This window comes from Streptomyces sp. NPDC020362, assembly GCF_040642095.1.
Classification (GTDB): Bacteria; Actinomycetota; Actinomycetes; order Streptomycetales; family Streptomycetaceae; genus Streptomyces.
In genome coordinates, this window is sequence record NZ_JBFAET010000291.1 from 1 (window position 1) to 8,232 (window position 8,232).

Here is an 8,232-nt window from a genome sequence, read left to right on the forward strand (position 1 = left end):
CCGTCGCGGCTCTGGTCGTCCTGACGGGGTGTTCGGGATCAGGAGCCGCCAGGTCGAAAACCGTCACGAGGAACGAGGCGATCACTCGACCGGTCACGGTGAGCGGCGACGGTCGCACCCTCACCGTCATGGCGGAGTCGGGTGGGTGCGACGGCCCTCCTCACCTCCAGGCATCCGAGAGCCCAACGGCTGTCTCCCTCACCGTGCGGGTCATCACTCGGACGGAACCGGACGTCGCCTGCCCGGCTGACGCCCGCATCGGCCCGGCCCGCGCGACCCTGCACACGGTGCTCGGATCGAGGACCGTGACCGACAAGGCGACCGGCCGTCGGTTGGTGGTCCGGAAGGAGTGACCATCACGAGATGCCTCAGGCGTCAAGCAGCCGACGGCCCTGGTCCGACTGAACGACGCGAACTCACGGTTCAGGGCACTACCGAGGGCCGGAATGCCGCCCGCGTCCGCAGGGGGTAACTCCCGGTAGGCCAGGTGATGAACGCATCGCGCACGTCGTCCCCGCGCCCGCGGAGGTGAGCCGATCAGAGCGAGGTACGAGCCGAGGGCCTTGGAGTTCTCTCGTTGCCCGTTGGCAAGGCGGGCGAGGTGGCGAATGCCGCGCGGGGTGCCCTGAAGAGAGCCGCCCGTGAGCGTTCCACCAGGTCGTGGCCCCGGATGCGCCGTCAGCCGGGATCCGCCCTGCCGCACTGCGCTCGGACGATCAGTTGGAGGTTCGTGTCGAGGTCGATGCGGGGGATCCCTGCTGACGAACCCCTTTTGGCGGAGTTCATTGCCGCCTTCGATACCAACGGCGCTTGGCCGGCCGTCTTGGAAGCGATGTGCCCGACGGCGCCGCTGCCTGCCGTGTCCACTGGCAGACCGAAGTTCTTCAGCTCTGTCAGGTGTACCGGTACACATGAATGATCGCCGGTCAAGCCGGGGGCTCGGGCAGTTTGCCAGGCACCTGCGGGCCGCGCGTGCGCTCTACGGGAAGTCCTTGAGGTCGGTCGCTGGAGGGGGACTCTCCGGGACTTCCGCACGACGTCGCCGTGCGAGCATGCGATTGACTGGGACCGGCAATGACGAAGGACGCGGAACTCGTGGAGGCTACACGATGAGGGGCGACGACACTGCGCTGATACCGGACGCGGTGTGGCTGGAGGAACGGCTGGGCGAGGGCTCGCTCTGGCGACCGGACGAGGCCGGTCTGCCGGCCGAGCTGACCCATGCCCGGTCAAGGGAGTTTCTGCTCACGGTCGGCTTTCCCGCCGTCCACCTCGACGTCGTGGGAATCGACACAAGGCACTTGCGGGAGGAGGACGGGCTGGAACCATTCGATGCCGACGAGATCTACGGGAACCGCTACCCCGACGACGACTCACCGCCCGAGAACTTCTGCTTCACCGTGGCCACCTGGTACGACCAGCATCTGATGCTCGACGCGGCGGACGGCGGCATCACCCAATACGACCCCAACGGGTGGGATCACGGCGCCGGGTGGAAGGGACCGGCCGCCGATGACCTCCCCATGCTGGCCGTGCTCCTCGGGCTGATCGCCGAGTCGAGCAGCGCACTGGAATCGGCCGACGACGCCGTACGCGCGGCCGCCGTCACCGATCTGCGTGAGCGCATGATCGGCCAGGAACCGTATGTGAACGAATCTGCGTTCTGGGACGAGATCTTCGAGTGGCTGGGCTGAGAACTGGGCCGGTGGGACAGACGTCGCCGAGATGATGCGGGACAGCCGATCGTCGACGATCCCCGGATCGAGTGCGCCAAGGCAGACCTGGTCGTGATCGGCCCGCTGTGCAATCTGGTCATGTCCGGCCACCCGAGAAGGCCGCCCGTCCCACGGCTTCCGGGGACGAGCAGAGGAATATCCTGAGTTCAGGCGCCGGCCACGGCGAGCCGGTCTGCAGGTTCCGCAAACGCCTCTTCACGTCCACCGTGTGCCCGGCCTTCACCGGACTCGTGGAACGGCGACGCCATCCCGATCACGTACACGATCGACTCGCCCCAAACCGTGCGCAGGCTGGCACGCGGCACGTAGTTCGTTGAGCACAGCCTGCGCTGCGACCACACCAGCTTCTCTGATCAGGCAGGCGCGTCTGTTGAGAGTGTGGGAGTTTGGTGCGTGGCCGGGCTCGTCGTTTTCCCCCGTGGCGACGGGCCCGACGTGACCCTTGCCTGAAGCCTTAGGGCAGGAGTCCGGCGACCAGGGTGGCGAACTCGTCAGGGGTGGCGAGACGGATGCCGAGTTGTTCGGCCTTGGCACGCTTGGATCCCGCCCCTTCGCCTGCGACGACGAGGGTGGTCTTCTTGGAGACGCTGGAGGAGGAGCGGCCTCCGGCTCGTTCGATGAGTTCGTTCATTTCGTTGCGGGAGAGCCGCTCCAGGGCGCCTGTCATCGTCCCTTCCCTGATAATTCTGCGAGTTCAAGGCTTACAGGAGGCAGGGCGTGGGCGAATGGTGGGTGGTCTTCGTGCCGGATGCGGAGAGATGGGGTCCGCTGCCGGAGGAGGGGACGCTCGGAATCCGGGATCTGCCCGCGGCGGTGGCTGATATCGGCTTGCGGCCGGGTGATCCGGTCTTCGTCCGGCCGGACTTCATAGTGGAGGCGGATCTACTGGAGTTCGTCTTGTCGCCCACGTTCCGGAAGCTGGAGCGGGAAAGCCGGCGAAACTACGCGACGGACATCCGGCTGCTGCTGAACTGGCTGTGGCGCCGAGGCATTCCGTGGCGGCAGGCGACCGAGGGGGATCTGCAGGCCTACCAAGAGTTCCGGTGCAGGTCACCGCTCAATCCGGTTCGGGTGAGCGGAACGAAGTGGAACCGAGAGGCGGCAGCGCTGACCAAGCTATACAAGTGGGCGAAGGTGTCGCCGCTGCCCGTAGACGTGAGCCGACAGGAAGACAGGGCGGCCGACGCGCGCAGTGCCCGGGTGTCGTGGTTGACGCCTCGGACGTGGGGCTTGTGGCAGGACCTGGGGCTTCGGGGCTTGGCCCGGAACGGGTCGCCGCTGCCGGGGTGGGACGCGCGAACGGAGCTGCGGAACACTTCGTTCGTGCAGTTCATGCTGAGCTCGGGGCTTCGTCGGCAGGAGAGCGGGGGGCTGCTGACGTTCGAGGTGCCGTCGCAGCTACTGCGTCACGGGCGGTACTGCCACGGCCGGGTCGCGAAGGCGCTGTCACGGTCGAAGAGGGTTCGCACCTTCTACGCGTCCGTGGATTCGGTGCGGCAGGTCGGCTCCTACATGGAATCGGAGCGGGCGTGGGCGGTGCAGCGGGCCCGAGAGCAGGGCCGTTACGAGAAGCTGTCGCAGCTGCGGCTGGTGACCGGGGTGACGCGGGAGTTGTCTCCGGTGGTGCACTGGGTGGACCGCAGCGGGGTGGAGGGGCAGCGTGAGTTGGCCCTGCTGGACTGGCGTGAGCGGCAGTGGCTGTTCACCGAGGGGCCGGAGGGTCCGGAGCCGGCGTGGTTGTGGTTGACCGAGCAGGGTCTGCCGATGCTTCCGGACCGCTGGAACGCCGTGTTCAGGCTGGCGAACAAGCAGTGCGAGCGGATGTTGCTGACGCAACAGGAACGGGAGGCGAAGCGCCGTCTGAGGCCGGCAGAGGTCCGAGGGAAGGTGCCGTACGCAACGCCGCACTCGACTCGGCATTCGTTCGCGCTCTACATGCTGATCACGCTGAACGAGCTGATGGACCGAAAGTACGGTCTGACGCCGGGCGAGCGGCGGGACTTTGCCCAGTTGTACGGTGACCCGTGGTGGTTGGTGAAGACGCTGTTGGGGCATCGGGATGTGGAGACGACGCGGGAGCACTACCTGACGCCGGTGACGCACCTGCAGCTGGAGTCGATACTGGCGCTCGATGCGGATCGCGATTCTGGCAAGCGCAAGGTTGACGAGGACGCAAGGGACATGGTCAGCCTGTTTGCGCAGTTGGCGAAGGCATCGGCGGGGATCCAAGACATCGACGTGCTGGTTGATGCACGGCCGGTTGCTCAGGAGTCGCTGTGAGCGGGCGTGGGCGGGGAAGCGGGCACCGGGCGGTCCTGCCGCCAGCAGACTTCCAGGCCACTCCGCAGCTGGCCCCGGACGGGCTGGAGGTGACGGTGATCAACAAGAGCGGTCATGCGCGGGTTTTCGACTTCGGTGAGCTGAGGGTGCCGGTGCCTATGCAGCGCTCGCTGGCGAGGACTTTCGCCGCGCAGTCCCGTACCTGGAGCGGCCACGCCAGCGCGAATTCGTACTGGAACTCGGTCCTGGCATTCGACCGGTTTCTCGATGCTCAGGGCCACCCAGATCAGGACTTGGACGAACTGACCTCGGCCACGCTGCGGCTGTGGCGCAGCAACCACAAGGAGACCGCTGGCGGCCGTAACTCCATGACGCAGATGCGGACGCTTCTGAAGCGGGACCGGCGGCTGGCGGTCGGTCCGGCCGCGGAGGAACTTGCGCGGCGTGTTCCGAGCAGAGGGTCCAGCAAGCAGTCGTATGAGAGGCCAGAGCGGGAGCGGATGGTGCTGGCGGCGGAGCGGCAGTTCCGGGCCGCGCTGCTGCGGATCAGGGAGAACACAGTTCTACTGGAACGATGGCGGGCAGCAGAGTTCACCGAGCGAAGCCGCGAGGGAAGAGTCGGAGCGGTCCTGGATCACCTGGCGCGAACCGGTGACGTCCCGCGCACGGTGCACACCCAGGGTCTTTGCGTGAAGTGATCTTGTCCGGTTTCATCCGGTGAGGCCGAGGAGGGCCAGGGGCCGACGGTAGTCGCGGGCCGCTCGTCGAAGGGCGGCTGCGATGTTCTTCTGGCCGTCTTGCCTGTGGAGGCCGATGGCCAGGCTGCGGAGGCTGGCCATCGTGCGGGGCAGTTGAGCGGTACGGATTTTGGAGTCGTCCTCGTGGAAGGTCCGGTCACGGACGTGGTGGAGGAGGTTCTCGATACCCCAGTGGCCTCTGATCCAGGAAGCGAACTGGGCGCCGGTGGCCGCGCCGGGCGGCAGGCTGGTGATGAGGTAGACGCGCGCGATGGTCAGCTTGCCGGAGCCGAGGTCTCGTCTCCAACGCACGACTTGGAGGGCCTGGCGGGCGTCGGGGTAGTCCAGGTGGGCGAACGCGGCGGTATTCAGCCGGCGGATCTCGTCGCGGTGGTGGGCCCGGGTGCGCTCGTAGTGGTCGAGCGTGATCTCGCGCCAGGGCAGGGTGCGGACGCGGCCGAACAGGCCGGGGTGGTTCTTCTTCACGACGGCGATGTAGTGGGCTCCTCGCGAGCGCAGGTAGGTGCCGTGGCTGCGCTGAGTGTGCAGGGCATCCGCTGTGATCACGGTGTGGGTGAGGTCGACGCTGTTCAACAGCGGCGTGAAGGAGGGGATTTCGTTGCTCTTGTCGGCGACCTGGCGTTGAGCGAGAACCTCTCCGCTGTGTGCCATCGCGGCCAGCAGCGAGATCGCCGCGGTGGTCCGGGTGCGTGAGCCGCGGACGGTCTTGCCGTCCACCGCGATCGGCCGCAGCGTGTCTGGCTCATGGGCGCGGGATGTCCGTGCGGACAGGAAGGCACCGATCGCGGCATCCAGCGCGTCGCCGTCCAGACGGGCGAGCAGACGGCGCACCGTCGCCGGGTGCGGGACCACCACCTGCCCGGTCAGGGGATCCGGGGCGAAACCGAGGGCGCCCACGGCCCAGCGCGGTGCGTCCGTGATCCACTCGCCGATCGCAGCCAGGGAGCGGGCGCCGGCCGACACGGCAGCCGCTGCCGCCGCCAGCAGCGCGGACAGCGGATACCGGCGGCCCCTGCGGTCCCGCGGGTCGGGCACCGCGTCCAGAAAGGGACGCAGACCGGCTGCGTCGATGAGGGGTGCGGAAGAAGGAGCATGGGCCAGGTGCTCCAGCGTGATGGATATGGGGGATGATTCAGGGGCAGGCACGGTCTCGTTCGGTTCTCATTGGTCTCGACAACCACATGATCACCGACGCCGTGCCTGCACTGCTTCCCGGCCTCAGAACCGGACATGACGCGACGTCACAGACGAGGCGCATGAACCGGACAGATCCGCTTCATGCAATGCCCCTGCCCCCAACGCGGAGGAAGTCCTTGCCGGAAAAGGGAGCACGTCGTGGTCGGAAGGTGGTCGCGGTACGCGCTTTGGGCGTAGCCGCAGCCGATAAGCAGCACGTCATGGCGGTTGCTGCCGGTCAGCTGAGACGACAGCAGGTAATTCATGGGGCAGCCCTTGACTTGCGATGATGGACGGGATGTGGTCCCCTTGAAATAGGCGCATTCGCACTTGAGTCACCAAGTTCCTCAGGGATCTCAGCGATCAGGCTTTCGGCGGCTTGACACTCAGTTCAGAGAGTTATCCTTTCTGACCCCCAAGCCTTGCGGACCTCAATAGAGCTGAGCTCGATATTTAAGCAGGAGCCTGCCATGACAGACGTATTTGGCTGGGCCGGATGCGGCTACTGCAATTCAGTCTTCTTCAGCGGAGGGGAAAATCCGCATAGCGAGGAATACAGGCCAAGTCCGAACGGTGTCTGCGCTGGCCGAGAAGGAGCCAATCCTCACGTAGCAAAGCAAGGATGGACTTACTTTGCCCTTGCGCAATGCCTACCTGGACAGATCGCAGCATTTTTTCGATGCAAGAAATGCGAGAGCCTGTTTAACTGGAACGCGTTTGGTACCCTGCTTCATCACCCGGACGCTAAGGGCCGCTGCTGGGGGCCCGCCTACCCGGAGGGCGGTGGTATTGGTGGCGGCCACCTAGTCACCCCACGCCATGAGCCTGATGAGGCATATCAGCTGCCCACCTTCTGGAATCCATACGATCACTATCGTGAGGCTAAAATCTGCTCCAAATGCAAGGCGATCTTTTTTGCTGGCGATCAGTCCGACAATGGTGCTTGCCCAGACGGCGGAGCACATCATGCTGACTCCCCGGACTATGGCGTCTATTTTTGGCGGCCTGGGTAATTTATCAGTCGGCAGCGCCAAGGATAGACAGACGGGCTGGGCTCTCCGGGTGTAGCCGGGAGCGTTCTCCCGGCTTGTAGCAGGTCAGGGCCGCGATCGAGATGCGGCGGCGGGATCGGCCACATGATCGGCCGGACAAGTCCTAGTAGTGCTTCGTTAGGTTCTGGGCTGTCTGCGGATGCTCCGAGGGCTGGGCAGGGGGCGTCCGCAGGTGGTGCAGGTACCGGTCCAGCACCTCAGCAGGTCCTGAAGAACGTCGAGGACCTGGTAGAGGGTCAGGCCGGTGTGCGGACTTTTGGGTCGAGCCGCCTGAGGGTGAGAAATGCCTGGGCGGCGGTGACGAGGGTGACGTGGTGGTGCCAGCCGCGCCAGGTGCGGCCCTCGAAGTGGTCCAGTCCGAGGCCGTGCTTGAGTTCGCGGTAATCGTGCTCGATCCGCCAGCGCATCTTGGCCCACCGCACCAGGTCGGCGGCCGGTGTGGTGGCGGGCAGGTTCGATATCCAGTAGTCCGTCGGAGTGTCCTGGCCGTCCGGCCATTCGACGAGGAGTGTCTGGACGGGCAGGACGCCGTCCCACCGGTTGCGGCCGCCGCCGGCCTCCTGAGCTGCGGCCAGGGACTGCTTGCCCGCGGGCCGCACTGTCAGCACCGCGAACCGCGAGGTCATCGCACCTTTGCTGCCCTGCCTCCAGGTCACCTCGGTGAACCGCTCCGCACCCGCCTCCGCCGCAAGAACGGAGACGGCTCGCGGTGGGGTGCGGTAGCGGGGAAGAGTGGGCGGTCCGAGTCCGCCATAAGCAGGCTGGTGCGGCTCGACATCCTCCGGGTGGGCGACTTCCTTCCCGTTCAGGGCCAGGACATAGGACAGCCTTCGCTCCTCGAGACCGAGCCGGAACGGGGTGCTGACGCCGTAGCCGGCGTCGGCGACCACGACCGGCGCCTTCAACTGCCACTCGGCGAGTGTGTCCAGGAGGCCCAGCGCAAGACGCCACTTCTCCCGGTGCACCACGTCGTCGGGGACTCCTGCCCTGCGGCATCGGTCCAGCTCGTCCGTCCACTCACGCGGCAGATACAACTGCCACTCCAACGGGCACGAGGCGGTGTCGGTGGCGGCATGGACACTGACCGCAACCTGGCAGTTCGCCCGTTTGCCGACCGCTCCGCAGTACTGGCGGGCCACCCCGACCGATGCCTTGCCGAACTTGGGGAACGACAAATCGTCGATCACCCACACCTCGGGCCTGACAACTCTGGACAGTCTCTCGGCGATC

General features: G+C 66.3%; 5 protein-coding genes and 2 pseudogenes. 4 read left to right on the top strand and 3 right to left on the bottom strand.

Annotation, left to right across the window (positions count from 1 at the left end; genetic code table 11):
- Positions 1–353 (top strand): annotated as a pseudogene (locus tag AB0H32_RS44740) (hypothetical protein); the annotation flags it as partial.
- A gap of 756 nt (positions 354–1,109) precedes the next feature.
- Positions 1,110–1,694: an SUKH-4 family immunity protein gene (locus AB0H32_RS44745; protein WP_361134320.1), complete on the top strand. Its 585-nt coding sequence runs from the start codon at positions 1,110–1,112 to the stop codon at positions 1,692–1,694.
- 496 nt (positions 1,695–2,190) lie between these two features.
- Here AB0H32_RS44745 and AB0H32_RS44750 read toward each other — a convergent pair.
- Positions 2,191–2,403, bottom strand: a pseudogene (locus tag AB0H32_RS44750) (BRCT domain-containing protein); the annotation flags it as partial.
- Between the two features lie 50 nt (positions 2,404–2,453).
- Between AB0H32_RS44750 and AB0H32_RS44755 the strand changes: the two are divergent.
- Together AB0H32_RS44755 and AB0H32_RS44760 are read left to right on the top strand one after the other, a co-directional pair.
- Positions 2,454–4,016, top strand: a complete 1,563-nt coding sequence (locus AB0H32_RS44755) for a site-specific integrase (protein WP_361134323.1) — start codon at positions 2,454–2,456, stop codon at positions 4,014–4,016.
- A 95-nt stretch (positions 4,017–4,111) separates the two neighbouring features.
- A complete protein-coding gene (locus AB0H32_RS44760) occupies positions 4,112–4,714 on the top strand; it encodes a hypothetical protein (protein WP_361134326.1) in 603 nt (200 codons plus the stop codon).
- Between the two features lie 12 nt (positions 4,715–4,726).
- On the opposite strand, the gene AB0H32_RS44765 is transcribed toward AB0H32_RS44760, so the two are convergent.
- Both AB0H32_RS44765 and AB0H32_RS44770 read right to left on the bottom strand, forming a co-directional pair.
- Positions 4,727–5,920 carry an ISAs1 family transposase gene (locus AB0H32_RS44765; RefSeq protein ID WP_361134329.1) on the bottom strand — a complete coding sequence of 398 codons (1,194 nt, stop codon included), beginning with the start codon at positions 5,918–5,920 and terminating at the stop codon, positions 4,727–4,729.
- Positions 5,921–7,238: 1,318 nt separating this feature from the next.
- Positions 7,239–8,232 (bottom strand): IS701 family transposase (locus tag AB0H32_RS44770; RefSeq protein WP_361134332.1); only part of this gene is annotated, 994 nt, incomplete at its 5' end.

Excerpts from the sequence above, each read along its gene's own strand:
- AB0H32_RS44745 (WP_361134320.1), top strand. The coding sequence starts at position 1,110 with ATGAGGGGCGACGACACTGCGCTGATACCGGACGCGGTGTGGCTGGAG.